This window comes from Hungatella hominis, assembly GCF_014288005.1.
GTDB lineage: Bacteria > Bacillota > Clostridia > Lachnospirales > Lachnospiraceae > Hungatella > Hungatella effluvii.
Genome location: NZ_JACOPB010000002.1, coordinates 747,806 through 773,259, shown reverse-complemented (window position 1 = coordinate 773,259; position 25,454 = coordinate 747,806). Strand labels below are relative to the sequence as shown.

The 25,454-nt window shown below is 48.8% G+C and carries 29 protein-coding genes; 22 read left to right on the top strand and 7 right to left on the bottom strand.

What is annotated here, in order from left to right; genetic code table 11:
• The first annotated feature begins 56 nt into the window (after nucleotides 1–56).
• Complete coding sequence (locus tag H8S75_RS07755; protein ID WP_187020504.1) at nucleotides 57–836, top strand: inositol monophosphatase family protein; 780 nt, start codon at nucleotides 57–59, stop codon at nucleotides 834–836.
• A 149-nt stretch (nucleotides 837–985) separates the two neighbouring features.
• Here H8S75_RS07755 and H8S75_RS07745 read toward each other — a convergent pair whose 3' ends face one another.
• Entirely contained in the window at nucleotides 986–1,633 is a 648-nt protein-coding gene (locus H8S75_RS07745; RefSeq protein WP_187020502.1) for a YczE/YyaS/YitT family protein, read from the bottom strand.
• The gene (locus tag H8S75_RS07740; protein ID WP_187020501.1) at nucleotides 1,630–2,055 is read right to left on the bottom strand and encodes a MarR family winged helix-turn-helix transcriptional regulator; all 426 of its coding nucleotides are present in this window, start codon (nucleotides 2,053–2,055) and stop codon (nucleotides 1,630–1,632) included. Before H8S75_RS07740 ends, H8S75_RS07745 begins: the two co-directional genes overlap by 4 nt.
• Nucleotides 2,056–2,411: 356 nt before the next feature.
• Here H8S75_RS07740 and H8S75_RS07735 point away from each other — a divergent pair, with 356 nt between their 5' ends.
• Nucleotides 2,412–2,798, top strand: a complete 387-nt coding sequence (locus tag H8S75_RS07735; protein WP_187020499.1) for a hypothetical protein — start codon at nucleotides 2,412–2,414, stop codon at nucleotides 2,796–2,798.
• A 157-nt stretch (nucleotides 2,799–2,955) separates the two neighbouring features.
• Nucleotides 2,956–3,177 carry a hypothetical protein gene (locus H8S75_RS07730; protein ID WP_187020497.1) on the top strand — a complete coding sequence of 74 codons (222 nt, stop codon included), beginning with the start codon at nucleotides 2,956–2,958 and terminating at the stop codon, nucleotides 3,175–3,177.
• Between the two features lie 241 nt (nucleotides 3,178–3,418).
• Here H8S75_RS07730 and H8S75_RS07725 read toward each other — a convergent pair whose 3' ends face one another.
• From H8S75_RS07725 to H8S75_RS07715, 3 genes are all read right to left on the bottom strand, one after another.
• The gene (locus H8S75_RS07725) at nucleotides 3,419–4,417 is read right to left on the bottom strand and encodes a choloylglycine hydrolase family protein (protein WP_187020496.1); all 999 of its coding nucleotides are present in this window, start codon (nucleotides 4,415–4,417) and stop codon (nucleotides 3,419–3,421) included.
• Between the two features lie 86 nt (nucleotides 4,418–4,503).
• The gene (locus tag H8S75_RS07720; RefSeq protein WP_187020494.1) at nucleotides 4,504–5,835 is read right to left on the bottom strand and encodes a sodium-dependent transporter; all 1,332 of its coding nucleotides are present in this window, start codon (nucleotides 5,833–5,835) and stop codon (nucleotides 4,504–4,506) included.
• 124 nt (nucleotides 5,836–5,959) lie between these two features.
• Nucleotides 5,960–6,997: a LacI family DNA-binding transcriptional regulator gene (locus tag H8S75_RS07715; RefSeq protein WP_187020492.1), complete on the bottom strand. Its 1,038-nt coding sequence runs from the start codon at nucleotides 6,995–6,997 to the stop codon at nucleotides 5,960–5,962.
• A 351-nt stretch (nucleotides 6,998–7,348) separates the two neighbouring features.
• On the opposite strand from H8S75_RS07715, the gene H8S75_RS07710 reads away from it, so the two are divergent.
• From H8S75_RS07710 to H8S75_RS07670, 9 genes are read left to right on the top strand one after another with little or no spacing between them, the layout of a single operon-like run.
• Nucleotides 7,349–8,773 (top strand): extracellular solute-binding protein, encoded by a 1,425-nt coding sequence (locus H8S75_RS07710; protein WP_187020491.1) that lies wholly within the window; start codon nucleotides 7,349–7,351, stop codon nucleotides 8,771–8,773.
• Nucleotides 8,774–8,795: 22 nt separating this feature from the next.
• Nucleotides 8,796–9,677, top strand: a complete 882-nt coding sequence (locus tag H8S75_RS07705) for a carbohydrate ABC transporter permease (protein WP_187020489.1) — start codon at nucleotides 8,796–8,798, stop codon at nucleotides 9,675–9,677.
• A gap of 16 nt (nucleotides 9,678–9,693) precedes the next feature.
• Entirely contained in the window at nucleotides 9,694–10,521 is an 828-nt protein-coding gene (locus H8S75_RS07700) for a carbohydrate ABC transporter permease (RefSeq protein ID WP_187020487.1), read from the top strand.
• Between the two features lie 12 nt (nucleotides 10,522–10,533).
• Complete coding sequence (locus H8S75_RS07695) at nucleotides 10,534–11,352, top strand: transketolase (RefSeq protein ID WP_187020486.1); 819 nt, start codon at nucleotides 10,534–10,536, stop codon at nucleotides 11,350–11,352.
• A 1-nt stretch (nucleotide 11,353) separates the two neighbouring features.
• Nucleotides 11,354–12,289 (top strand): transketolase family protein, encoded by a 936-nt coding sequence (locus tag H8S75_RS07690; RefSeq protein ID WP_187020484.1) that lies wholly within the window; start codon nucleotides 11,354–11,356, stop codon nucleotides 12,287–12,289.
• Nucleotides 12,290–12,309: 20 nt separating this feature from the next.
• On the top strand, nucleotides 12,310–13,365 hold the full coding sequence (locus H8S75_RS07685) for a hypothetical protein (protein WP_187020483.1): 1,056 nt from the start codon (nucleotides 12,310–12,312) through the stop codon (nucleotides 13,363–13,365).
• A gap of 6 nt (nucleotides 13,366–13,371) precedes the next feature.
• Nucleotides 13,372–14,442 (top strand): L-ascorbate 6-phosphate lactonase, encoded by a 1,071-nt coding sequence (gene ulaG / locus H8S75_RS07680; protein WP_187020481.1) that lies wholly within the window; start codon nucleotides 13,372–13,374, stop codon nucleotides 14,440–14,442.
• Nucleotides 14,443–14,454: 12 nt separating this feature from the next.
• On the top strand, nucleotides 14,455–15,153 hold the full coding sequence (araD, locus tag H8S75_RS07675) for an L-ribulose-5-phosphate 4-epimerase AraD (protein WP_187020479.1): 699 nt from the start codon (nucleotides 14,455–14,457) through the stop codon (nucleotides 15,151–15,153).
• 10 nt (nucleotides 15,154–15,163) lie between these two features.
• Nucleotides 15,164–16,015, top strand: a complete 852-nt coding sequence (locus H8S75_RS07670) for a sugar phosphate isomerase/epimerase family protein (RefSeq protein ID WP_187020478.1) — start codon at nucleotides 15,164–15,166, stop codon at nucleotides 16,013–16,015.
• A gap of 714 nt (nucleotides 16,016–16,729) precedes the next feature.
• Here the strand turns inward: H8S75_RS07670 and H8S75_RS07665 are convergent.
• A complete protein-coding gene (locus tag H8S75_RS07665; protein WP_187020476.1) occupies nucleotides 16,730–17,680 on the bottom strand; it encodes a helix-turn-helix transcriptional regulator in 951 nt (316 codons plus the stop codon).
• Nucleotides 17,681–17,838: 158 nt separating this feature from the next.
• Between H8S75_RS07665 and H8S75_RS07660 the strand changes: the two genes are divergently transcribed.
• From H8S75_RS07660 to H8S75_RS07635, 6 genes are all read left to right on the top strand, one after another.
• Nucleotides 17,839–19,239, top strand: a complete 1,401-nt coding sequence (locus tag H8S75_RS07660; RefSeq protein ID WP_187020475.1) for an MATE family efflux transporter — start codon at nucleotides 17,839–17,841, stop codon at nucleotides 19,237–19,239.
• Nucleotides 19,226–19,792, top strand: coding sequence for a sugar O-acetyltransferase (locus H8S75_RS07655; RefSeq protein WP_187020473.1), 567 nt, complete (start codon nucleotides 19,226–19,228; stop codon nucleotides 19,790–19,792). The genes H8S75_RS07660 and H8S75_RS07655 overlap by 14 nt, the downstream gene beginning before the upstream one ends.
• 92 nt (nucleotides 19,793–19,884) lie before the next feature.
• The gene (locus H8S75_RS07650) at nucleotides 19,885–20,208 is read left to right on the top strand and encodes a hypothetical protein (RefSeq protein WP_187020471.1); all 324 of its coding nucleotides are present in this window, start codon (nucleotides 19,885–19,887) and stop codon (nucleotides 20,206–20,208) included.
• Nucleotides 20,192–20,662, top strand: coding sequence for a sigma-70 family RNA polymerase sigma factor (locus H8S75_RS07645; protein ID WP_187020469.1), 471 nt, complete (start codon nucleotides 20,192–20,194; stop codon nucleotides 20,660–20,662). Before H8S75_RS07650 ends, H8S75_RS07645 begins: the two co-directional genes overlap by 17 nt.
• A 21-nt stretch (nucleotides 20,663–20,683) precedes the next feature.
• Nucleotides 20,684–20,869, top strand: coding sequence for a helix-turn-helix domain-containing protein (locus H8S75_RS07640; protein ID WP_187020467.1), 186 nt, complete (start codon nucleotides 20,684–20,686; stop codon nucleotides 20,867–20,869).
• A gap of 166 nt (nucleotides 20,870–21,035) precedes the next feature.
• A complete protein-coding gene (locus H8S75_RS07635) occupies nucleotides 21,036–21,284 on the top strand; it encodes a hypothetical protein (protein WP_187020465.1) in 249 nt (82 codons plus the stop codon).
• Nucleotides 21,285–21,289: 5 nt separating this feature from the next.
• On the opposite strand, the gene H8S75_RS07630 is transcribed toward H8S75_RS07635, so the two are convergent.
• Complete coding sequence (locus H8S75_RS07630) at nucleotides 21,290–21,898, bottom strand: type 1 glutamine amidotransferase family protein (RefSeq protein ID WP_055653228.1); 609 nt, start codon at nucleotides 21,896–21,898, stop codon at nucleotides 21,290–21,292.
• A 407-nt stretch (nucleotides 21,899–22,305) separates the two neighbouring features.
• On the opposite strand from H8S75_RS07630, the gene H8S75_RS07625 reads away from it, so the two are divergent.
• From H8S75_RS07625 to H8S75_RS07610, 4 genes are all read left to right on the top strand, one after another.
• Nucleotides 22,306–22,944 carry a hypothetical protein gene (locus H8S75_RS07625; RefSeq protein WP_187020464.1) on the top strand — a complete coding sequence of 213 codons (639 nt, stop codon included), beginning with the start codon at nucleotides 22,306–22,308 and terminating at the stop codon, nucleotides 22,942–22,944.
• The gene (locus H8S75_RS07620; protein ID WP_187020462.1) at nucleotides 22,937–23,329 is read left to right on the top strand and encodes an iron chaperone; all 393 of its coding nucleotides are present in this window, start codon (nucleotides 22,937–22,939) and stop codon (nucleotides 23,327–23,329) included. Before H8S75_RS07625 ends, H8S75_RS07620 begins: the two co-directional genes overlap by 8 nt.
• Complete coding sequence (locus H8S75_RS07615) at nucleotides 23,310–24,311, top strand: TFIIB-type zinc ribbon-containing protein (protein WP_147338527.1); 1,002 nt, start codon at nucleotides 23,310–23,312, stop codon at nucleotides 24,309–24,311. Before H8S75_RS07620 ends, H8S75_RS07615 begins: the two co-directional genes overlap by 20 nt.
• Before the next feature lie 228 nt (nucleotides 24,312–24,539).
• Entirely contained in the window at nucleotides 24,540–25,454 is a 915-nt protein-coding gene (locus tag H8S75_RS07610) for a hypothetical protein (protein ID WP_187020461.1), read from the top strand.

Here is a 25,454-nt window from a genome sequence, read left to right as displayed (position 1 = left end):
GGATATGCAGGGCTCTTTCCGGCAGTTCTGTGGAAAAAAAGAAGGGGATAATGAAAATGGACGCTGTAAATATCAATATTGAGGAGCTGGAGCACTTTCTCCGGCAGGCAGGAAATCTGTTTCAGGATAGAACGGCCGCCGGACAGATTCAGACAAAGGGTATTGCGGATTACGTAACAGCAGTGGACTACGCGGTACAGCAGTATATTCAGGAGCATTTAGAGGCCTCTTATCCTTATATTCAGTTCTTGAGTGAGGAAAAGGCAAACCAGGAAATCGATCAATCTGGTCTCGTGTGGGTGCTCGATCCGGTGGATGGAACCACCAATCTGATTCACGATTACCATACCAGTTGTATTTCCCTGGCTCTGATGGGCGGGGGAGAGGTGGTGCTTGGTATGATCTACAATCCCTATAGTAAGGAACTATTTCAGGCGAAAAAGGGCTGCGGCAGCTATTTGAATGGGGAACGGATTAAGGTAAGCGGTGCCACGCAGATGGAGGAAAGTCTGATTGCCATAGGTACGTCGCCTTATCACAAAGAGAAGGCAGATGAAAACTTTGAGCTGTTTAAACGCCTGTTCCTGGACTGCCAGGATATCAGAAGGAGCGGTTCCGCAGCTCTCGATCTCGCGCATGTAGCCTGCGGAAGGCTGGAAGGCTATTTTGAGATCGGCCTGAAGATCTGGGATTTTGCGGCAGGTATGCTTTTGGTGCGGGAGGCTGGCGGAAGCGTCCTTGATTACAGCGGAGCCCAGGCAGATACCAGCATGGTTAATAACATTGTGGCGGGCAATTCTGAGGTATCCCGTCTCTTGGCGTCTAAATACCTATAAAATCGAAAGCGTACCGCAGATGTAACTATCGAAAATGAACGAAGCATTTGTAACAGTTCAGCCTTCGCCATAAAGGATATGCAGGAGCGCTATTTGCAGAGTGTGAAGACTGGGCGAAGTCAAAGGGATGTAAAGAGAGACCGGTCGTGTTACCGAACCAGCAGGAGATTGACTCTGGGCCCGATGGTACAATTTAGACGGCGGGCGATCATACCCACAAGGACAGCGGCCACAATGGTCCCTTCCCTCACTCCGGCCAGTTCTCTGTAAAGGACGATGCCAATGATGGCGGCGGCAGCGGTGACTGAGGTATCGAAAGCCACCTTGGTTCTGCCAAAATCGGTATGGAATGTCCTGGAAATGGCATTGACGAAGCATTCGCCAGGCAGCATGACCACGCCTGCGGCCATTTCCATAAAGACTCCGAACCCCAGAATGGCACAACCCAGCAGCAGGCATATGACCTTGGCCGGGTAAGCAGCAGGTGAAAGGAATCCCAACAGTTCCATGGTCATGTCAATGAACCAGGAAAACAGAAAGGAAACGGGAATCTGCAGCAGATACTGGCGGGGAAAATCTTTGCGCAGCAGAATCATCTGAATCAGGATCAGCACAATACTCATATACAGGGTAAACATACCCAGGGTAGGGGAAAAACCAAGACTTAACGTATAGGGGACACTGGATATTGGAGAAGTCCCTAAAGCGGCCTTGGTTATAAAACTGACGCCGAATGAGTTAATAAAAAGTCCGGCGAGAAAAAACAGATATCGTTTGCACCATTCTCTGCGGGTCATTGCAGTACCTCCAAATCAGTCATATTGCGGCATAGGGCCGTCAGTGTTTCTTTGAGCGTTTCCGTCTGTGGAACGCTTAGCCCGCCGCAGATTTCTTCTTCACATTTTTGAAAAACTTCCATTACCTCCCGCTGCTTTTTCCAGCCAAGCGGTGTTAAATAGACGTGAAAGGAACGGCGGTCACCGCCTTCGGTCCGGCGTTCAATCAGCTGCTTTTCCTCCATGCGGGTAAGAAGACCGGTCAGTGTGGCCGGATCGATCTGGCAGCCCTGAGCGATCCGGCGCTGCACACTTCCGTCATGAAGCCCGAGATAGTCCAGAATCTTCGGCTGCCCGGGACCCAAATCGCTGAGCCCGCTGAATACCTTTTTTTGAAATAGTGAGTGGGTTGCCATCAGTAAATAGTGAAGACTTTTATCCATAAGACCTCCATATGATTTATTTAGATAAAATAGTTTGCATATGAAAAGTTTGTATACAAACTATTGGGAGCCAGATATTAGTCTACCACAAATATCGGAATTGTCAAGAAAGGCTTGTGAGGAGTTAATAGGGCACATGAAAAAGCGACCGGTTATACGGCCGTCTCAGACTGTAGACAAAGTTCATTTGATTGTATAGCAGTGTATTTTCAAAAATAAGTATGCGCCGCTGTATTTCTGGTCTGAACTATTGTATAATTAAGATAAATGGAAATTATCTGACGTCTCTATATATAGAATTAAAACCAATGCAGCTGGCCACATGGAACGTAGAGGCAGCTCAGAAGGGAGTTATAATGGAAATAAATAATAAGAAAAATCATTTGTTCCGTATTTTAATCTTTTTCATTATGATTCTTTTTGCTATGGGCTTAACTATGAATGTGCTCTTTTGTAGTAATTATAATCTTTATGAATTATTAGCTAAGCCAGCTGTAATTGAGTCGATGGCGATTTCTGAAGGTATCGTTACCAGTGAAGACGGTGATGATACTACCCATTTTAAAGCATCATTTTTGAACAAAAATAATTCTCATACGGAAATGATAACAGCAGCTGTTCCAAAAGGATTCGGCCCGCTTCTTTTTCTTATCATAGTTTTTCTGTTTTACTTTTCGGCCTTATTCATATTATTGCCTGATGAGTGGACATTAATTAATCAAAAGGTACGTCTGAACGATTGAATCAAATCTTTTTCCAAGCATTGCAAGTGTGCTGGTGGTTGTAAGCCATTTTTAAAATCAAACAATGGCTTTCTTTTTGTATGCAAACAGATAGTGAGTATAAGCCGCATACTTATTATGAGAGTAAAGAAAAGAAGAGATTTAATTGGAGGAAGGAATGAAAGAAAAGATATATAAATTATTTCTCATCTTAATGGTGAGTCTGTCCTTGGGTTCAGGTTCCCTGGCCCAAAATGAGATACGCAAGCTGCTTGAAGCTCTTTCGGGAACAGGTGATATACAGGTGGTTCAAGAACTCGATGAAGAAGAAAAACATAAAGAGTCCGAAGAAATAAGAAAAAAGAAGAACTTTCTAAATTATTTTCAAGATATTCTATGATAGATATTGTTTGATTCCAGTTTAATGAATAGTATAAAGGACACCAGATAGCTTGAATTATCTGGTGCCCTTTCGTTTTATACATTATAAATATTATACATTTATCAAAAAATTATAAAAACTGTGTTTGTCTGCAGTCTGCAGCGACCGATTATACGGCCCCCATGGATACCTCTGCCTCCGATACTCCCGCCTCCGATACCTCCCAGTTCGATATCTTCCAATCCGATACCTCTCTCCACTACACTTCCCGCCGGTCGAACACCGACGGTTTATTTATGCGTCCCAGAGACACAGCCCTCGAATCTCGGCCAGCGGCCGCAGGGAGCTTCGCGGCTGTAACCCGGCTGTTATCGTAAGTCCTAAAAAAGTATTCCTGCGTGGAAAGATTCATAAATGCAGTATACTGCGTATAATCAGGTGTACCGCGGGAGGTCATGACGGCGCCCTTCGGAATGGTAACGCTGTTCATGATATGAAAACAGGTATTGACGGCTTCCTGTTTGTTTTCCGGAATCGGAGTATGGCTCTTCATCCAGGCCGCCCTCACAAATCTCGAAGGAGGCGTGAAGTCACCCGGAAGTCCAAAGGTGCCGCCGCCCTGTCCGAACGGCGTAAGGCTGACAGAATTCCACTCTTTTTCAGGAGTCTGAACAGAAGTCACGTTCATAAAGTTGCGCAGATTCGTCAGGTGCCATGGGAGGCCGGGGCTGTTAGATAGTACCCCCATGGGATTATCCATTAAATGAAGGCCGGAGGCTGTCTTCTCCGCAACCATACATTTCCCGCTCTTATCCGTCAAAATCCAGTGGAGCGGGGCGATGGAATGCGTAATGGAGTCTTCTACCCCCACGATTCGGATGGTCCGGAGCAGGGAGGCGGCATGATCCACGGAAGCACACAGGCCCAGCAGAAATCCGACAAGCTCGATGGCGGCCACAGAGATTCCCTTCGAATCCGGGGCGGCGATGGGATCATACGCGGCATAATCCGGGAAATATAGAACTGCGGCCGCAAATCCCATTTCATTCACTCCGTCCGCAAAGAAGACCCTGGAAATATCCTGGCCAATCCCCATAAAACTATATTGGTTCCGGATTTTGTGCGTATTCAGAAGATTCTTCCACTCATATCCTTTCGGAATAAAATACAGTTCCGGATCCAGTGGATAAGAAAAATCCATGGTACGGCCAAAATAAACTTCTCTTTGCGGTGTCTGAACAGCGATTGCAGTGCACATATCTCTCCTCCATATTTTGTCCCAACAGATATGGTTAAATATATTCCTGCATCTCTGCAAATATTCAGTCAGCGGGGGAGTATGGATTATCTGCCCGTAACAGTATGGTAGATCGTGATAAATCCCGTGATAGTAACGATCGCCACCATCACCGGCGTAATAAACTTAATCAGGAAAATCCAGGCTTTAGCCAGCTTAAACCGCACTCCGCCGTGTTCGATTTCCTCGACCAGCTTTCCCGGATTCCATTTCCATGCGACGTAGTAGCACATGAAGATGCCGCCCAGAGGCAGGAAGATATTATCCGTCAGCATGCAGACGAAATCGAAAATGTTATAGTTCAGTATGGAGATATCCGCCAGCGGCCCAAAGGACAGGGAGCTGGGAATTCCAAGAAGGAAGATCGCCGTGGTTAAGAGAAGCACGGCTTTTTTTCTGCTCCAGTGCCAGGTTCCCATGACGAAGGAGGCGCATACCTCCAGGAGTGCGACAGCACTCGTCACGGCCGCAAAAAATACCAGCAGGAAGAAAAGGGTTGCGAAAACGGATCCGCCCTTCAGCGCATCAAATACTTTTGGAAGTGTGACAAAGATCAGGCTGGGACCGGAGGCCGGCTCCAATCCGCTGGCAAATACAGCAGGAAAAATGGCGATTCCCGCGAGAACCGCGATTACGGTATCCAGGGCCGCGATGTTGATGCAGCTTTTAGGGATGCTGATATCTCTGTCCAGATAGCTTCCGTAGGTGATGGTGATTCCCATACAGAGGCTTAATGAGTAGAAAACCTGTCCCAGCGCCGCGCTGACGGACGTAATGTTAAATGCATCGAAACGCGGAGAGAGGATAAACGCAAGCCCTTCCCCGGCTCCTGGCAGAGTAACGCCGCGGACAATAATAATTATCAGGATGATAAACAGCGCAGGCATCATGAATTTACTGGCCTTTTCGATTCCACTGACACCGAAATAACAGATCAGGCCGGTAATCAGCATGAATAAGAAAAACCAGACCAGCGGTTCCACAGGCTTCGCCGTAAACGCACCAAAATCGGCCGGCGGCTGAAAGGTGGTGGCATAGCTGGCAAAGTATTTGATGATCCAGCCGCCGATAATGGCGTAATAGGATAAGATGACGAAGGCGGCAAGCACGCCGAAGCAGCCGACGATCCGGGCATGCGGATGAATCGTATCATACGCGAGAACGGGATTCTTCCCGGTCTTTCTTCCCAGGGACATCTCCGTAATCATAACGGGAACACCCAGGATGCAGATAAAAAACAGATAAGCGATCAGGAACGGAAATCCGCCGTTGCGCCCCATTAGATACGGAAATTTCCAGAGATTCCCAAGGCCGATGGCCGCGCCGGCGGTAGCCAGGATAAAGCCCATCTTGCTGGCCCATTTGTTGTTCGTTTTCATAAGTAGATCTCCCCCAATAATATGTTCTTTTCTCGTGTGTACACGCCGAAGGCCGGAGCCTGGAAAAGGGCGTACGGATACACAGCTTTTCTATTATACTGAATATTGGGGGAAATATCAATTCTTAAGACCTTTTTTTCACTGGAGGCCGGTCGCAGCTTTCCCTGACAGCCAGGTAGAATGGCAAGTAGAGCTTCAAGGGAATGGTGTGCTCTCCCTCAATCCTGTCGATCAGGATTTTTGCGACCATCTGCCCCATCTCATCCACAGGCACATGGACGGTTGTGAGCATCGGCGATAAATACTGTACGGTCTCAATATCATCGATGCTGATCAGGGACAGATCATCGGGAATCCGGATCTTCGCTTCCTTTGCTGCCTTCATGGCGCCGATAGCTGTGATGTCATTTCCGCAGAAGAGCGCTGTCATATTGGGATTCTTTTCGAAGAGAGACTGGGCGCCTAAGTACCCGCTCTCTCCGGAGAGATGCCTGACTGTGTTTACAAGCTTCTTTGATATCAGCAGATGGTGTTTGGTCAGACTGTCCTCATACGCACGGTATAAATTTTCATTTTCCCGGTCTCCGATATAGCCAATGCTGGTGTGCCCCAGAGACAGCAGATGTTCCATGGCACAGCAGCCCGCGCCGTAGGCGTCACAGATAATCTGGTCATAGTTGGCATCTACCGGATTCAGCCCGGTATAGGCTACACAGCGAAAATGTTTCTTTAAAAATTGAAAGAGTTTCTTATCGCCGCGCCCGAGCACTACCACTCCGTCGACCTGATTATCCTCGATCATACTCAGCGTACTGGTGTTGTCGATGTCAAAGGCGCTGAAAGAGTATTTTATGATGTATCCCCGTTTAAATACCTCCTGCTCAATGCTGCGGGCCAGTGACGAAAAAAATATATCGGTAAAGGTGCTTGTACGCGCAAACAGACAGGCGATGTTCCCATTTTTCTTAAGAGGGGCGTCGTCCTGATTTTTTTTGCGCAGATTTCTTGCTGAATCGTTAGGGACATATCCGTATTTTCTGACGACCGTCCAGATTCGTTCCTGGACCTCCTTGCTGGCGGCATTGGTGTGCTTGTCATTGAGAACACGCGATACCGTAGATATGGATACTCCGGCCTCCTGAGCAATGTCTTTCAGTTTCATATTTCCTCACACTCCATTCTTCCGCCCTGCAGCGGTATCTTTCATACTATCTTTTTTTAGTATAACAAATGTCTGGGAAAACGCAATATGATTGAGCAAATTAACGAAAAAATGTAAAGAAAATAAAACGAAAACAAAAATAAAATACAAAAACGTTTGCGTAATTCGCTAATGACTTGTGCAAAAATATGTGTTATCATAAAAAATATAAAGAGAGATAATTTTAATATTTTAACGAGTTTTTAACGAAAATTATGCTGGTATAAAATGGAAAATCTTGAAACTAAGGGAAAATATTGCTTAAACGCAAAAGAAGTACCTATTTATTAAAATAAAAAAGGAGGAAGCAACATGAGAAAAATGCATCAACGCAATCTTGCAATGGGTCTTTGTGCAATGCTGCTGTTAGGCAGCACCGGATGCAGCAATCAGGGGGGGAATACGGAGACTAAGCAGGTACCCCAGACGGAAAAGGAGCAGGCGGCAGAAAACACCGTCGCCGGAGAGGAGAGCCGCTTTGACTGGAAACAGTTTGACGGTACCACCATAGTTGCCAGTGTCCCCAACAACGTGCACTGGAATTCCGTCAAGGAGTACATACCGGAATTTACGGAATTGACGGGAATAAATGTAGAGCTGGATGTGCTGGCTAATAACAATCTGCATGATAAACAGCTTCTCGAATTCAGCAAACCGGAGTCCGATTTTGACATAGTGGCTTATATTGTTTCCTGGAAGTCGGAATACAACCGTGCCGGTGGACTGGAAGTACTCGATCCCTATTTTGAAGATCCCTCTATTACATATCCTGAATACGATATTGAGGATTTCGCTCCTGCCTTTTTTGAACTGGCCGGAAAAGTGGACGGTGTTAAGGACTATTTAGATGGTCCGGATGCAAAACTGGTAGGACTTCCGTTTGGAACGGAGACATCAATTATGGCATATCGAAAGGATCTGTTCGAAAAATATGACATAAAGGTCCCGGAGACTTATGGGGAAGTGATGGAAGCGGCTCGTATCATTCATGAGAAGGAACCAAATATGTATGGGCTGTCCATGCGTACCTCCAGCGGTGCGGATTCCTGCCACAGTTGGTTTACACTGGGGAAATCGCTGGGAGCAGAGATGTTTGATGATAACTGGGAACCGGCTTTTGATAATGAAGGTTCTCTGGCGACTCTGGATTTCATGAAAGAAATGCTGGTCTACTCGCCGCCAGGAGCTGAGAGCTTTGACCTGGGAGCCTCTGACAATGCATTCCTTCAGGGGCTGACCTCCATGATTATTGACCGGGACAAGCTTATAGGAATGTGTCAGGACCCGGAGAAGTCGAAGGTGGCCGATACGGTTGGATTTGCGCTCCAGCCAAAGGCGGATGATGGCTATCTTGAGACTGAGGCTGGTGGATTTGCCGTGGGAATTCCGGCTAATTCCCAGAATAAGAAGGCAGCTTTCCTCTTCCTTCAGTGGCTGACAAGCAAGGATACAGACAAAAAACTGGCGCTTAAGGCGGTGACGCCTTCCAGACTCTCCACCTTCAGTGATCCGGACGTATTAGAAGCGCAGCCTGCGTTTGTAGTGGTAAAAGAAGCGGTCAGCCATGCGAATCCGGACTGGCGTCCGGGTATTCCGGAAATCACAAGGATTCAGTCACAGCTTCTCGGTGTTGCGATCAATCAGGTGATGACAGGCGCAAAGGACGCGAAAGCGGCTATGGAAGAGATCAAAGAGCCAGTGAGAAAGATTATGGTTGAAGGCGGATATATAAAATAGGCTAAATGGAGGAGGATACTCAATGAAAAAAGGCATATCGAAAAGACTTGCTCCATACATTTTTTCGGCGCCTACTGTGATTGTAATGACCATTTTTATGGGATTTCCCATCCTGTACGGGTTAATTCTCGGATTTTTCCAGTGGTCTCTGGTTGATTTAAAAAATGCCCCTGCCTTTGTAGGGCTGCATAATTTCAAAACACTCTTTCAAAATCCGCAGTTCTGGTCAAGTATGAAGACTACGCTGATCTTCGTGGTATCTGTTATCTTTGTGCAGCTCCTTCTGGGAATGGTCATAGCGCTTCTTCTGGAGAAGAACCTGCCGGGCATCCGCTTCTTCCGCAGTATTTTCATGCTTCCAGTCATGATCTCCCCTGTGGTGGTAGGCGTTATCTGGAAGTATATCTACGATGCTAACTTCGGGATGCTGAACTATCTGCTTGGCCTTATTGGCGTGCCGGCGGGAACGTGGCTGTCCAGTGAGGGAACGGCTTTGCTGTCTGTAATCATCACGGAGATTTGGCAGTGGACCCCTTTTGTATTTTTAATTCTTCTATCGGGCCTGCAGAGCGTTCCCAGTGATTTGATGGAGGCGGCAGTAGTTGACGGGGCTTCTTATTTCCAGACGCTTGTCCATGTAAAACTTCCATGTATGAAGAATATCATACGCCTGGTACTGACTCTTCGTATGATTGAATCCATGAGAAGCATGGTGGTCATATTTATCATGACGGGCGGTGGACCCGGGATATCGACGATGACGCTTCCGATGTCTATTTACAAGGACGCATTTGTAAATCAGGACCTTGGGTCTGCGTCTGCAACTGCAATTATTCTGATGATTATGCTGATTATGCTGACGGTGTTCGTAAAGGGCGGCAAAGAAGCAGATGACAAGCATTAACGGGAGGAGAGCGATAATGAAGACACGTTCCGCATTATGGACTATGCTGCGTCTGCTGGTAGTTCTTCTGATTGCCATAGTGGTTCTGTTTCCTGTCTATATTATGGTAATCACATCTTTTAAGACCAGCAGCCAGGCATTTGATATGCCGCCGGAATTCCTGCCGGCCCCCGCGCTTTTTAACTATCACGCGGTGCTGACAGAACTGAATTTTACGCGGTACCTTTATAACAGCCTCGTCATCTCCCTTGTCACCACGGCAGTCAGTATTCTGGTGTGCATCATGTCGGGGTATGCGCTGGCCAGATTTAACTTCCGGGGGGTCGGCCTCCTCTCCATGGGTACGGTGCTGATTCGTATGGTGCCGCCGGTAGTGGTCGCGGTGCCGATGTATGTACTGTGGACTAAATTCGGACTGACCGGAGGCCTTAGTGGACTGGTCCTGGCATATTTGGGGCTGACGATCCCGTTAAATGTCTGGATGCTTTCTATATTTATTAAAGAGATACCCTTTGAACTGGAGGAAGCAGCCGCGATTGACGGATGCAGCTATATGAGAATTCTTTGGGGAATTGTGGTTCCGCTTATTAAGCCGGGAATCTCCGTGACCAGCGTCTTTACGTTCCGGACGGCGTGGAATGAATTCCTTCTGGCAATTATTTTGAGCAACCGCAGCACGAGGACACTTCCGGCCGCAGTATCACTGATGATCAGTGACCTTGGAATCAATTGGGGGCAGATTATGGCGATGGCGACCATTATAGCAATACCGGCATTTATCGTGACCTTTGCGTGTTCGAAGAATCTAATAACCGGTATGACGGCAGGAGCAGTAAAAGGATAGAGGGGGATGAGTATGAGCGATATCAGACTGCTTGAGGAGAAGGCAGGAGAGATCAGAAAACTGGTTATTACATCGGTCAGCAGGGCGGGAAGCGGCCATCCGGGTGGCGCGTTATCCTGCGCGGACTTATTGGCGGCTCTGTATTTTGAAGTGATGAACATCAGGCCGGAGGAGCCTCTGTGGGAGGAGCGGGACAGATTCGTCCTGTCCAAGGGACACTCCTGTCCGGCACTGTACGCGGCATTGGCGCTGCGCGGGTATTTTCCTGTAAAGGAAATGGACACGCTCCGTTCACTTGGTTCCATACTTCAGGGACATCCCTGTGCGGAGAAGACACCGGGTGTCGATGTGTCCACCGGATCGCTGGGACAGGGACTTTCCATTGCAAATGGAATCGCCCTGGGGGCAAGACTGGATAAAAAAGAGTTCTACACCTACTGTCTCATGGGAGATGGGGAGACGGAGGAAGGGCAGGTATGGGAGGCGGCCATGACTGCATCCCATTATAGACTGGACCATGTCATCGCATTTGTAGACTACAATCATCTGCAGATAGACGGCTCCATAGAGGAAGTCATCGGAAACCGGAATTTGGCGGCAAAATTCCAGGCGTTTGGCTGGAGGACGATCACGGTGGATGGGCACAGCATGGAGGCGGTTCTCGGTGGAATTCAGGAGGCGAAACGCAGCAGGGGAACTCCGGTCTGCATAATCTTAAATACCATTAAAGGAAAGGGCGTCTCCTTTATGGAGAATCAGGCCGCCTGGCATGGATGTGCGCCGACGCCGGAACAGGCCGCACGCGCACTCTCAGAACTGGAGGGAAATTAATATGGGGGAAATGATTGCGACGAGGGAAGCCTTTGGCAGAGCATTGGCGGCGTGCGGAGCAGAAAATCGTGACATTGTTGTTCTGGATGCGGATTTATCAAAGGCTACCATGAGCTCTGTATTCCAGAAAGCCTTTCCAGAACGTTTTTTCAATGTGGGCATCGCGGAAGGAGACTTGATCGACACGGCCGCGGGGCTGGCGGCTGCGGGGAAAATACCATTTGCGTGTACCTTTGCGGTATTTGCCGCGGGCAGGGCCTTTGAACAGATACGCAATTCGGTGGCGTATCCCAAACTGAATGTGAAAATCTGCGGCAGCCACGGAGGCATTGCAGTGGGCTGGGATGGGGCTACCCATCAGGCGGTGGAGGATCTGGCCATCATGGCGGCAATTCCCAATATGGTGGTGCTGTATCCGGGCGATGCGGTTGAGATGGAGGCGGCGGTAAAGGCGATGGTATTCTATGACGGACCTGTCTATATCCGGTTTGGAAGGCAGCCGCAGCCGGTTTTATTTGACAGATCGTCCTATGAATTCAGGATTGGTAAAGGCATTGTCATGAGAAACGGGCGTGATGTGACTCTGGTGGTGACTGGTTCCTTACTTGCAGCAGCCATGCAGGCAGCCGACGATTTGGCAGCCGGGGGAATTGAGGCGGAAGTGCTGCACTTGCCGACGGTAAAACCGCTTGATGAAGCACTGCTTGTGGAATCGGCATCCAGAACCGGCAGGGCGGTGGTCATTGAGGAGGGCGTAATACGCGGCGGACTGGGGTCCGCAGTCGCAGTGACGCTTGCACAGCATTGCCCGGTGCCAATGGGATTCATTGGAATGGAAGATACCTTCGGCCAGTCGGGATCACCGGAGGAACTGCTGGAGTATTACCATTTGACCCCGGCGGCTGTTGTGGAGCGGGTAAAGGGATTGATGAAATAAAAGAACAGGGAGGAAGTCGTATGTTTTCTGTGACAAAAAGGGTTTTGGCTGAATTTGACAAACTCTATGCAATCGCCGGAGTGGTGGATCAGGGCCATTTTAAGACGTGTTATGCGGCTTCGGAGGGCCGGGAGGGCCGATGTGTCCAAATCGATCTGGAGGACGGCAGAGTAAGCGAACGATGGAGTTCCCCGGGAGGTACGATGACACTGTGTCCCACCGGGAAGGAAGGGGAGTTTCTGGCGACGCAGGGCTTCTGGCCGGTGTTTGACGCGGCGGAATCGGTAATTGTAAGATCTTATAGGGAAGGAAATGGATATGTGACAGAACCAGTGCAGAAGATTCCCTATCTCCACCGGTTTGAGCTTCTGAATCTTTCGTGGGGAAGGGTCCTGCTGGCGGCCACTTTATGCGGCGGGAAAGAGAATAAAGATGACTGGAGCAAACCGGGGGCAGTCTATGCAGGAGCCTATGCGGAGACAGCAGGGAATCACAGGACAGAGCCGGTGTCTCTGGAGCCTGTTCTGACGGGGCTGACAAAGAATCACGGATTCTGCCAGACCTCATTTCGTGGGAGAGAGGCAGTACTGATCGCGGCTTCGGAGGGTGTATCTGCATTATATCCGCCGGCGGGAAAAGAGGATAAATGGGAAACCGAGAAGCTCTTAAGCAGGGAGGCCAGCGATGTGGTGTGCTGCGACCTGGATGGTGATGGTCAGGATGAGCTTGTGATTATAGAAGGATTTCATGGAAATCTGGTTACTGTAAATAAATGGACAGACGGCGGCTTTCAGACCGTATGGAGTACGCCTGTCACATTCGGACATGCGCTCTGGTGCGGAGAGATCGCGGGAAGGAGATGTCTGATCACCGGCTACAGAAGAGAGGGGATGGAGCTTACTCTGTTTGACTTCACAGAAGACAGCAGAAATCCTGCCAGGCTTACGATCGGAAACGGCGGACCGAGCCAGATCTGTGTCTGCCCCAATGAGAATGGGGCGGAAATTTTAAGCGCAGACCGGGAGAGAGGACAGGCCGTATTATACACAGTAACAGCAGAAAATAAAGGAGGTTGACATAATATGACGGATATTAAAGATATAACATGGGAGACGTGGGCAAAAGACGTTTTCCCGGAATGGGGAACCTGGTTAAATGAAGAGATTGAACAGACCGTTGTGCCGGACAATCATTTTTGTATGTGGTGGCTGGGCTGCACCGGACTGTGGGTAAAGACGCCGGGAGGTGCCAATATCTGTATTGATTTGTGGCTGAATACAGGGAAAAAGACCAGGAACTGGCCTTATCCGTACGGACAGGGAAGGGATTTCCAGATGACGCGGATTACCGGAAGCCGTGAGATACAGCCCAATACCAGAGTAGTGCCGATGGTTATGAATCCTTTTGAGATCCATGAGATTGACGCGGTACTCTCCACACATTTTCACAGAGACCATATTGATCAGTATGTAGCCGCGGCCGTATGCAGGAATACAAAGGATGTGCCCTTCATCGGACCGGAATACAGCGCGAATATCTGGCGGAGCTGGGGTGTACCGGAGGAGCGGATCCGTGTAGTGAAGCCGGGGGACACCATAAAGATCAAGGACCTGGAAATCACCGCTGTGGACTCCTTTGACCGGACAGCCTTGATTACAGACCCGCCGCTGGGCGATATCAGAGGCAGAATGCCTGATGACATGGATGTCAGAGCCGTAAACTACGTGATCAAAACGCCGGGAGGAACGATTTACCACAGCGGAGATTCTCATTTCTCCAATTATTACCGGAAGCACGGAAATGATTATGATATCGATGTGGCGCTGGCAAGCTTTGGTGAGAATCCGCCGGGCTGTACGGATAAGATGACTTCTGCCGACTGCCTGAGAATGGCTGAGAACTTACGGGCAAAGGTTCTGATTCCGTTCCACTACGATATCTGGTGTAATATGCTGGCCGATCCGGCTGAAATCGAGCTGTTGTACAACTTTAAAAAGGAACGTCTCGGGTATGTGTTCCATCCCTACATATGGCAGGTGGGTGGAAAGTACACGTATCCCCAGGACAGGGACCGTACCCGCTATATGTATCCGCGGGGATTCGGCGATGCCATGGCTGATGAACCGAATATCCCGTTTAAATCATTTTTATAGTGTGAGGTGAGTATGAACTTAGCTGAACTGAAAAAACAGGTGTATGACTGTAATCTGGAACTGGTACGGAGAGGGCTCGTGATCTATACGTGGGGAAATGTCAGTGCGATTGACCGCGGGAACGGACTGGTGGTTATCAAGCCGAAGGGAATTGAGTATAACCTTCTGACGGCAGACGATATGGCGGTGACGGATCTGGACGGAAATCTGGTGGAAGGAAGCCTGCTTCCTTCCGTGGATTTAGATATCCATCTGGAACTATATAAAAAGTTCCCGAATGCGGGCGGGATCGCCCATACCCACTCCACGTGGGCCACGGCCTGGGCCCAGGCCGGCGTGGATATCCCCGTGATGGGAACGACTCATGCAGACCATTTTTACGGGCCGATTCCGTGTGTCCGGCAGCTGTCCAGGGAAGAAGTGGAGCATGACTATGAGCGGAATTTGGGCCGTGTGATCGTGGAACGGTTTGAGGCCATTGATCCGGTTTCTATGTGCGCGGTGCTGGCTCCGGGACACGGTCCGTTTACCTGGGGAAGTAGCCCTGAGGAGGCGGTGGAACACAGCGTAATTCTGGAGGAACTGGCCAGAATGGCGAAGCTGTCTGCAGATATCAATGGCGGAAAGGCTCCGGTTCTTCCGGAATATATGGCGGAAAAACACTATATGAGAAAATTCGGACCGGAAGCTTATTTTTATCAGAAACGGTGAGGAGGAGTTTATGAAAAAATCGGCAGCACTCTCTCTGTTTGCAGGCTGGAAGGGAATGCCTGCACTCTACTATGGAACTGATGAAAAAACGCTGGCGGAGATAAGAGGATTTGGCTATACCGGCGTGGATTTATTTGTAGACGATCCGTTTCTCCCGGAAAACCGGGCGGCACTGGGGAAGTTAAGGAGGCACGGTCTTGGGGTTGGAGCGGTCATGCCGGCGCTGCTGGCCAAACAGGGGTTATCTCTGGGGGACAAAGATCCTGAGATGCGTAAGTATGCGGTGGAACGGATCGGTGATATGATCCGTTTTGCCTCGGAAGCCTCCGGCATGGTCTCCCTTGGACTGGTGCGCGGCAGAGCCGGAGCGGGTGCTGGCCGGGAGGAGTTTTTTAAACGTCTGGCCGGAAGCTTTGAGGAACTGCTTAAGACCTCTTTGCCGCTGGAGGTTCCGCTGATTCTGGAGCCGATCAACCGTTATGAATCGGATCATTTAAATTCCAGTATGGAAGCCCTTGATTTTATTGAAAAGAGCGGGCTTCCGCTGTATTTGATGCTGGATACATTTCATATGAACATTGAGGACGTGGATCTGGCGGAATGCTTCCGGCGGTGTGCTCCCTATACAAAACATGTCCATTTTGTGGATTCCAACCGGCTGGCTCCGGGAATGGGGCATTTGAATATGGCAGAGCTGTATCGAACACTGGAAAAGCTGGATTACAGCGGATACCTCTGTCTGGAGGCTCTGCCCCTGCCTTCCGGAAGCGAGTGCGCCCGGATGGGGGCGAAGTTTTTTGGTTCTCAGGAAAGCTCGTCCTGTAAAACAAATAAACTCTTCGTTCCTTATGGCAGCGTCTGAAAGCGGGAGAATGGCTGTTTGGCGAACATTTAATATAAAATCAACCTCCTGTTTCAGTTTAAATACTCAAAGTGTCTGTTATAAATTGCCTTTATTTCACATCTTTCGGCTAAGGTAAATATTTTTTATTGATATTAGTTAAGAAAATGGCTCGTATTATCTCTACACGTTTTATATCTACGCCCCGCAAACACGCATGAAATCTAGGTTTTCTCATAACTCTATCAATGGGCGCAATATCTTCTTATTGGTCTTTTTCATCGGGTCGGGCACCATTTGGGCACCACAAATTGATTGTCACATAGCGCACAACAGCTATATTTTTAGCGGTTCGCTCCGGGCTTGTCACCCCTTTTGGGGTAGTCGGTATCTTTTCCCATGCCGGAAAAGTAGTCCGATTTATGCCCGGAGCGAACTGCTGCTTTTTGCCTATATGCCCGGAAGTATCGATCTATACCGCTCAAAGCGTCCACAGGACGCGCAGCCGCCCCGCAGGGGCGTTTCGGCAGGGGGCGCAGCGCACTTGTCCGGGGGATTGGGGGCGGGCCACCAACAAGCAGATTTTTCTGTTTTGCGCGGCAGCGAAAAACGGAAAAAATGGCCCCGTGTGTACCACGGGGCATTACTTACCACTTTGTCCTTCATTTCCAGCCCTCCGGAGAGGCGTGAAAAATCAAGGTCGGTGGAGACTTCCATTCCTTGTCTTTCAAACGATTACCTGACCTTTATGTATTCCCTCGGGGAAACATGGTAGTAATCCCGGAAGGCTTTGTAAAAATTGCTGCTGTTGCTATACCCCAATACCGAGGAAATTTCCTCTACTGGCAGGCTTGTCCCTTTCAAAAGAATGACCGCCCGTTCCATTCGTAACGCTAATAAAATTTCTGAAAAGGACTTCCCAACTTCCCGGTGCAACAGGGTTGAAACATAATTCGGGTGATACGAAAAATGCTTTGCAATTTCTTTGAGTGTTACGGTGTCAACGTGTTCCCCAATATACTGTACGATCTTTTCCGAAGGGCTTTCGTTTGCAGGCTCCCGATTTGAATGGACATACTGACGTGCAATCTGAATGAGAAACGATAGTGTGAGTGACTTCAAGACAACCTGTGTATCCTCCTGCCGGTTGGCATACTCTACCACCATCATTTCAAGGAGCGCCCGTATGTTGCAGTCGTCCTCAACTTTGTAATGGATATATTCATCAGAAAATTGATTGGTTGACGGGTCAAGCAGAAAATGAAATAGCTTTGTATTTGCAGAAAGCATTGGCAAAAAGGCCCGACAAAACGTGTCTTTCTGAATCAGTACGCCGATAATCGTTGTTTCCTTGTCATCGTGGACGCAAAGAGCGTGACCAGCAAAGGGCTGGCCCGCATACAGCTCTCCCTCCCGAATCGTAATACGGTTATCGTACTTAAAGCTAATGGAATCATATTCACCCTGATAGGTGTAATTGAAATAGAAATAATCGTGCCGATGAAACAGCTCTTGCCGTCCTCTGCTCTGATGTACGACAACCATAATTTCATCTTCCGGCGCACCGGGCCAATAAAACATTTTTTCCTCTGGATTTTCACCAGCACAATTATGATACGTCCAGTCCAACACCCCAAATTCTTCCCGCAATCTCTCGACCGCTGCACATAAAGTTTCTTGTCCCACCTTGCCACTCCTTTACTCAAATGCCCTCCAATTTTTAATTTTATTATACCACGCTACATGAGAAAATACCACTGTATATATTAAGATTTGGCGCTGTTTCTTTAACCACAATCTTCTATACTAAAGATTGTTATGAAAAACAGACGGGAGGTTATTCGATGGAGGAAAAAGAGTTAGGCGGTGGGAAAACAATCTTCTATAAAAAGCTGTTTTCCCTTGTACTGCCAATCGCATTTCAACAATTTATGCTGGCGGCGGTGAGTGCTTCGGACGCTCTCATGCTGGGCTTTGTCAATCAGGATTCTCTGTCGGCGGTTTCGTTGGCCGGACAGATCACCTTTGTGTTCAATCTGTTTATGGGCGGACTGACCATGGGGACGAGCATTTTAGCCGCACAATACTACGGGAAGGGCGACGTGACCGCGATTGAAAAAATCTTTGCGTATGTAACTAGGGTTTCTTTCCTCATTTCAGCCGTTTTCTTTCTGACGTCCCTTTTCATGCCCAATCAGTTAATGCGGATTTTTACCAGCGAGCCGCAACTGATCGCGGGCGGCAGTATTTATCTTCGGATTGTAGCAGCGTCTTATCTGTTCACCGGTATTTCGCAAATTTATCTTTGTATCTTGAAAAATACAGGGTATGCCATGAAAAGCATGGCGATTGGGTCAAGCGCCGTTGTTATCAATATTTTCTTAAATGCCGCGCTGATCTTTGGGCTGCTCTTTTTCCCTAAAATGGGGATTGCGGGCGCTGCCCTTGCCACCTCTATTTCAAAGCTCATTGAAATGCTTTGGGCCTATGTGGAATCCTTGCGGGAAAATCGAATCAGACTGCGTATGAAGTATTGCTTTGCAGTAGATCGGCTTTTGGTTCGGGACTACTGGAAATATACAGTGCCTATGATGGGTGATTATCTGGTGTGGGGGTGTGGCTTCACCATGTATTCCGTCATTATGGGACACTTAGGCAGCGACGCCGTGGCCGCTAATTCGATTGCAAATATCGTAAAGAATTTGATTGTTAGTTTTTGTACCGGCCTTGCCAACGGCGGCGGCATTATTGTGGGCAACGAGTTGGGCATGGGAGATTTGAACCGAGCAAAGCAGTACGGCGGTCTGCTCTGGAAAATGGCGATCATCGGGGGCGTGGCGTCCGGCCTACTCCTGCTTGCGCTGTCCCCGTTGATTTTGAATGTAACGGTTTTAAGCTCCCAAGCGACCGAATACTTAAAATGGATGTTACTATTTTGTGCCTGCTATATGGTTGCAAAGGCAATTAACATGACAACGATAGCCGGGATTTTCCCCGCTGGCGGTGATTCTAAGTTTGGCTTGGTTTGCGACGCAATTACCATGTGGATTTTTGCTGTTCCAGTCGGTTTTCTTGCGGCGTTTTATTGGAATCTGCCCGTTGTCGTCGTGTTCCTGATTATCAACTTAGATGAAGTCGTCAAGCTGCCCGCCGCAATTATCCATTATCGAAAATACGGCTGGCTAAAGAATATTACAAGAGAATTAGGAGAGAGAAACAGGAGGTTTGAACATGACAGAACTTGAAAAATTGGATGCCGGGCTGGAATACTGCTTTTTTGACGCTGATGTTGTCGCCCGCAAAGAGAATGCCTTAAAGGGCTGTGCGAAATTTAACGCCATTGACCCCGCCGACTACGCGGCCCAGCTTGCGGCAATCAAGGAGCTGTTCGGCTCCACCGGAGAAAACGTCTATATCCAGCCCAATTTCAACTGTGACAGCGGCAAGAATATCCATGTTGGTGAGGACTTTTTGACGAACTACAATGTTACGATTTTGGATATTGCCCCGGTACATATTGGCGATTATTGCATGATTGGGCCGAATACCCTAATCACGACTGTCGGACACCCACTCACACCAAGGGGCAGACGGGAGAAAAAGGCATATAGCAAGCCTGTGACGATAGGAAATGACGTGTGGATTGGCGGTAACTGTACCATACTCCCCGGCGTTACGATTGGAAATAACGTGATCATGGCCGCCGGAGCGGTTGTAACGAAAGATGTGCCGGATAATTGCGTCGTGGCAGGCGTACCGGCAAAAATCATCAAGAAATTAGAACAGGACGTTGAATAAATTTTCTTCCGGTACTAACGAAACAAAAAAGTTAAAATTCCGCTGCTTTAGCGGGTATTGAGCTTTCAGCGGCGGCGCAAGGAGGACGCCACATGCCGGGAGCCTATGCCGTAACTTTCGCACAACCGTATCGTGTTTTCTCATTCCGTTTCCAGCTAGTAAACGGGGTGTCCTTCGCCGCGCGCTCCTGCGCTTTCGGGTATGGGCCGATCTCTGTCTTGGCAGAGGCCGGTTCTTTTCATATCCCCCTATTCCACGGGAAAGGGGGTGATTCCATTGGGCTACTTGAAAAGCCTCTTTTGGCTGCCGTAAAATCCGACACTCGTAAACCTAAATCAATTTTGAAACACGCCGTTCATGGCGTGTCGCTATGGGCGGCGCGTCATGGAGGCAAGCTCAATGGAAAAACAGAATGAAAGAACTCGAAAATTTGCTGAAAAAGCTGCGGCGGAATCGTCCGCCCGTGAATATGAATTATTTGGTGCAGCTGAACGAACTGCTAAGTTTACGGCCTATCTGGAAAAGGTCGTCACTCACGCAAAGATTGATTATCTGCGCCACATGGAAAAACTGAATGACCGGGAAGAACTGGCCGAAGATATGTCGAATGTCGTCGAACATGGGGAACTGCCCTCCATGTCCGACGATTTTTTGTTTGAGGCTGTCCGGGCCGTGACGTTGGAGCAGATCGCCACGGGCGAAGATTTGTATGCCGCAATTCTTACCCTGTCCCAGCTGGAAAAGGAAGTCTTGTTTCATACATACGTGGAGGATATGCCCCCGAAGGAGGCGGCCCGGCTCATGGGGCTGTCCGTCGTTTGGATACGGCAGGTGAAGAACCGCGCGTGGACAAGCTTCGGAAGGCCATGATGGAGAAGGAGGGATTTTGATATGGCAAACTACGACGATTTGATTACCCGCGCCCAGTGTGGGGACAAGCTGGCTCTGGAAAAGCTGCTGTTGCTGTATCAGCCGATGATTGACCGGCATAGCCGGATTCATGGCCGCATTGACGAGGCTTTGCGGCAATTCATTTACCTGCGGATTCTGGTAAATCTCAAATACTTCCGGGGCTGATAGCCGCATGACCGGGCGGGCCTCCCTGCACTTGCGGGGAGGCCCAAACTTTTTGAAATTTTTTCTGGAAACACCATCGTTTCAGACGCTCCATAACGTCTTTTATCATTGGGGGACTGTGCCCCAATGCCGCATGTACAACCTTGGATAGGAGGCTCTTTTTACTATGCTGGAAAGCCAAGCGGACGGCAGCCCTTATCTTTACTTAAAAGTCCTTACAACCCCTTATAAAATCCGGGCACCATTTCACGATTTGACCTCGATAATCCCGCATAAAACGATGGCGAGAAAGAAAAAGAAAAGTCGCACAAACCAAGTGTTCATGCGGCTTTCCGGCACTTTATTCGATTGTATAAAGTACGTTAAACCTTTTGCAAGTGACGCAAAAGAATACTATTTTTTATTGCCTGTATAGTTATTTCAGGTGTCATAAGACGGCAAACATACCTGCCTTATCGCGCCATATTTGAAATTATCATACCACTTTGCCATTTCAACGTCGCTATCCACTTTTAGTATTTTGAAAATTTCATAAGCAAATTCAACCGCCGCCGTTTCATTTGCAGTAATAAAACCGCCATCCACCACTACCTGAGCAGGAACATAGAGTGCCTGTCCACAATACCCACATTGACTTTGAAACAGTTCCAGGCTATCACCTGTATGCTTTATATCATTCAGAAAACCATGCCTGCATAAAAATGTTGTTGCACCGCAAATAGCGGCTACAGGAACACTGGCATTTGAAATTCTTCTGATAAACTCCGCAATTTTATCGTAGTCATTTTCTTCCCAAGAAAGACCACCAGGTAAAATAATAATTGCAGTATTGGAGAAATTCAAATAATCATCTATGCTGTAATCAATGTTTACACACAGGTTGCCCATAGAAACTTTAGGACTAGTATCAAGAGCTATCGTTTTTACAACATAATCTGAAAACACGTTGGCAACAGCTATCGCGTAGCTCGCCTCCCAATCGCACCATCTATCGGTCAGCAGTAACAATATTTCATTTTTCTTATTCATTAAATTTCCTTTCATTAACACAGGTATGCGCCTTATCCGCCTAAGGCGTACAAACCCATAATCTTTTTTCATTTTAATATGACCGCATGGAAATGTCAAACAGCTCATTTTGTTTCCTTACTTCATGCTGCAGCTCATAACTCGGTTTGTTTGCTTGGGCACCATTTTACCCTTTGCAGGACGGTTTCTCACATGGCAGAAATGCTGATTTCATTGGCCTTTCCGGCTGGAAAAAGGATTTTATGGTTCCTTTTTGGTTTCCGGAAATATGAATTTTGCATATAAGTGATCCGCCCCACACAACTACCCGCGTTTTATCAGGAAATATCTGTAAAAAAACAGCATTTAATGGTAGAATGGTTAATAACACAAGCAAAGTGACTATTGCAAAGACGGGAGACGATCATATGGAGAATCAGAAAATCAGAATCATAAAGAAAAACAACGATTTTTCCCTGGAATACCAGCCGGGCGATATTTTTACGGTAGACAGCACCTGGTACGGAGGGGTCAACGTGACCAGCAAATCCGGAATCCCGCTGTCGCTCGACCGGGAAGAATACGAGCTTTATCAGGAGGAAGAGGAGCCGCGCCGCGAGATCGACAGGTATTCCTATCATCTGGGCGCGATAGACAGTTTCTGCGAGATGGTGGCGGCGGGAGTAAAAAAGCTGGCTATGAGCCACCCCTGTGCCACAAAGGAGGAACGGGATTTATTTCTGCCAGAGGTGAAGCGGATCTGTGATTCGTACGGGATACGGTTCTATCCGGAGGATGAAGCGTTTCTGACGGACTTATTTCCTGAGGAGCTGAACCGGGGGACGTATAACTATCTGTTTTACAGCGCAGACGAGGTGCTGGAATCGTATCTGGGGCTGAAAGAAGAGCAGAAGCGGCTTATGGAAAACGGCACTTACACCAGACAGCAAAGCTATGAGACTGCCAGGAAGTTCGGACAGCTTCTTTCCTATACGGAGGAGGGAACCAGGCGGCTGATCGAGAAAACAGAGAAGCAGAAGGCGGAAGGAGACACGTGCCATGGCTGATCAAAAGAATCAGGAACGCTGCCAGGAAGTCGATGATTATATCGCCGGTTTTGAGGCTCCGGTGCGGGAGCGTCTGGAGGCGGTCCGATCCCTTGTCCTGGAGACTGCCGCCGGATGCAGCGAGAAGCTGGCGTGGGGCGCCCCAACGTACTACTTAAACGGATATCTCTTACAGTTTGCCGCGTATAAGAAGCATCTGGGCTTCTACACCACTCCGGCCACGCTGGAACATTGGAAAGAGGCGCTTTCCGGTTATAAGACAAATGAGAAGAATACGGTGCAGTTCCCTCATAATAAGGAACTGCCGCTGGATCTGATGAAAGAAATGATTCTGTTCCGGATCCGTGAGAAGGAGACTGATGCGGATGGCTCTGTTAAAATGTAAGATGTGCGGCGGAACGCTCACAATTGATAAAGACAGCAGCCTGGCTGTCTGTCCTTACTGTGGGACGAAATCCACAGTATACGATCAGGACAGAAAACTGTTCGAGCAGTTTCAGACCATGTTTGCGGCTCTTTTGAATAAAGATGCGGACGCGGGAAAGACGGAGGAGGGCTTCTGGGTGGAGGCCACGGACGAGGAGCTGGTCAGGGAGGATGGGGAGATCATTGCCATCCGCTGCCTCTGGAGGATGAAGGCCGATTTCTGTACCGTGTATGTGGCGAAGAAGAATGTGATTTACACGTTTGATAAACAGTATGAAGCCTATGCGGACCGTTACATCAAGATGGTTTCGGAGGTGAAGTATCCGAACCGGGAGATGGAACAGGAGCTGAAAAACTACATTCCGCAGGTGGTGACCCACTGCCGCCTGGAAGACGGAGGCCGCATGGTGGCCATAGAAAAGAAGCCGGGCGTCTATCCATTACGGCTGTTAGGCATTCTGCTGGACCGCCATGCGGCCTGGGTGATCAGCCGGCTGGAGAATTTGTGCTGCCTCCTCTCCTATAGCGGAATCGTTTTAAATGGCCTGACGCTGGACAATTTATTTGTGGAGCCAGCCACCCATCAGATCTACTTATACGGCGGATGGTGGTTCGCCGGATATCAGAACGGAACGATGAGCGGAATCTCCGCGGACGCAAGAAAATGCATCTACAGGAAATACCTGGAGAGCAAGCGATGCCATTTCTCCACGGACTTGGAATCGCTGCGTCTTGCGGCGGCAAAGCTGCTGGGATGCGAGACAAGGGAGGCGGTGGAAGGCCTTCTGACTCTGCCGGAACCGTTCCGGGAGTTCTTGCTGGAGCCGGCAGCAGGCAGTGCTGGAAGCGATTTTGCCGAGTGGGACAGAGTGCTGGAGGCCTCGTACGGGGAACGGAAATTCATTCCCCTTCCCGTTACGGATGAGGAAATCTATAGCTAGTACAGCGTTGCATAAGTTCCGGTGAATTCTGCACTCGCTATTCACGCCAGGATCACGCCCACGAAGCTAGACGTAGGGTCCACTACGCCGTCGCTTCGCGGACGCGCCCCTGACGCAAATATCAAGCACACAATTCACCGAAACTTACGCAATGCTGTACTAGTACTGCGTATTATCAGGGCAGTATACCGCAATAAAAGATCTATCACATATGCAGGAGGAAACAGTATGGGACACGGAAGTTACCAGAGTAAGGATTGGAATAATTTACGATCAGCAAGAAACATCAATCAGAATTCCACGGTGAACGATATCTACCGTTCCAGGCAGATGAGACCGAACCTGGACCCCAACGGGGTGAAATACCGGGAATCGTGTGACTCTATGGACAATCCGGCGTCCACCGCAATTATTTTCGGGCTGGATGTGACGGGCTCCATGGGATACTTATCGGAAGAGATCGCCAAGGGCGCCTTAAACCGCACCATGCTGGAGATCTACGAGAAGGAGCCTGTTACGAACCCGCATATTATGTTCCAGGCCATCGGGGACTCCAAGACGGATGATGCGCCTCTCCAGGTGACCCAGTTCGAGGCGGATATCCGGATTGCGGAACAGCTTTTGGATGTCTGGTTCGAGGGACGGGGCGGCGGTAACGGCGGGGAGTCTTATCTGCTTTCCTGGTATTTTGCGGATAAGCATACGAAGATTGACTGCTATGACAAACGCGGAGAAAAGGGATTCTTATTTACCATAGGCGACGAGCGGTGCCATAAGATTCTGACGAAAGCGGAGATCAAGCGCGTGTTCGGGGATCTGGCTTTCCGGGATTGCAGCGCCGAGGCCCTCTATGAAAAGGCCTCCCGCAGATATGAGATTTTCCATATCGTGATGAAGGCCGGAGCCTACAAGGCACAGAACAGCGGGAAAGACTGGAAGCAGCTGATCGGATCCCGTGCCGTAGAGCTTGATCCGAATGATCTGGATGTGCTTCCGGAGGTTTTTGTCAGCCTGATGCAGGCGGCCAGAGGCATGGAGACAAAGGCAATTACCGCGCAGTGGAGCGGAAAGGCCGCGGACGTGGTTGCAGAGATTATAAAAGGAATCAGAAAAGAAGAGGGAGAGGGCTTCCTGACATTTTGA